The 1,014-nt window shown below is 61.4% G+C and carries 1 protein-coding gene; it reads right to left on the reverse strand.

Annotated elements, in window-relative coordinates; genetic code table 11:
- Positions 1-214: 214 nt before the first annotated feature.
- Positions 215-559: a hypothetical protein gene (locus AC1DER_RS17205; RefSeq protein ID WP_477248576.1), complete on the reverse strand. Its 345-nt coding sequence runs from the start codon at positions 557-559 to the stop codon at positions 215-217.
- Positions 560-1,014: the final 455 nt, after the last annotated feature.

Below are 1,014 nucleotides of genomic sequence, written 5' to 3' on the forward strand. Positions count from 1 at the left end.
CCCAATGCCGCCGAAGACAGGGCCCCCGGCCGAAGCGGGAAAAATGCTGCCCCAAATGGCCGAGGCTGGGGGCGTTGTGCGCGCAACCGAAGCAAAACCACGACGACCTCAGACACGACAGCGCGTCGATCCCGGACCGGCCGCAACGTTGCGACTACAGTCCTAACGCCTGAGTTAAGCCGAGCCACGAAGTGGCTTCGGCTTGAATGAATTGTTAGGCCGCGCGCCCGGCAACGCCACGCGCGACAGCCCAAAGAAGAAGGGTGATGACAGTGAAAGAGAACCAAACCAACCGAGGCCCAACAGGCCCAATCAGAAGCTGGCGAATGCGATCAGTCTCCCAGGCCGAAAGGGGCTCAGCGGCGTTGGCCTTGCGCAGCCGCGCCCAGCCGCGCGCGACGAATACAAAGACCGAGAGAAGCAAGAAGCATATGGCTACGATGTCCGGCCATGAGTCCCTGTCATCGATTTTGGAAGCAATCAGCAGCGCAGGAAATACACTGGCAATGGTCAGGCCAAGTCCGAACCTTGCCCAAGATAGATTCAAAGTCCTGTCCATAGCTTCCTAGCGGCCTAACGCCTGAGTTAAGCCGCACCGCGGAGCGGTGTCGGCTTGAATGACTTGTTAGGCCTAGCGCCGCAACCGGAGCCCAGACCTGCGGCCGACTGCTCTGCTTTGACCCAACCCCCCGGGCGGAATGTATCAGCTCGCGGTGCCCAGCGTCGCCGAAGACGGGGGCCCGGACGAAGCGGGAAAAATGCTGCACCAAATGGCCGAGGCTGGGGGCGTTGTGCGCGCAACCGAAGCAAAACCACGACGACCTCAGACACGACAGCGCGTCGATCCCGGACCGGCCGCAACGTCGCGACTACAGTCCTAACGCCTGAGTTAAGCCGCATCGCGGAGCGGTGTCGGCTTGAATGACTTGTTAGGCCTAGTGTCGTGACCGGAGCCGAGAACTGCCGCCGGAAATGTCCTAGACCTTCCCCGGCCCGAAATGTATCAGCTTGCGG

The organism is Lysobacter sp. 05T417, assembly GCF_056396405.1.

Excerpts from the sequence above, each read along its gene's own strand:
- AC1DER_RS17205 (WP_477248576.1), bottom strand. The coding sequence starts at position 559 with ATGGACAGGACTTTGAATCTATCTTGGGCAAGGTTCGGACTTGGCCTG.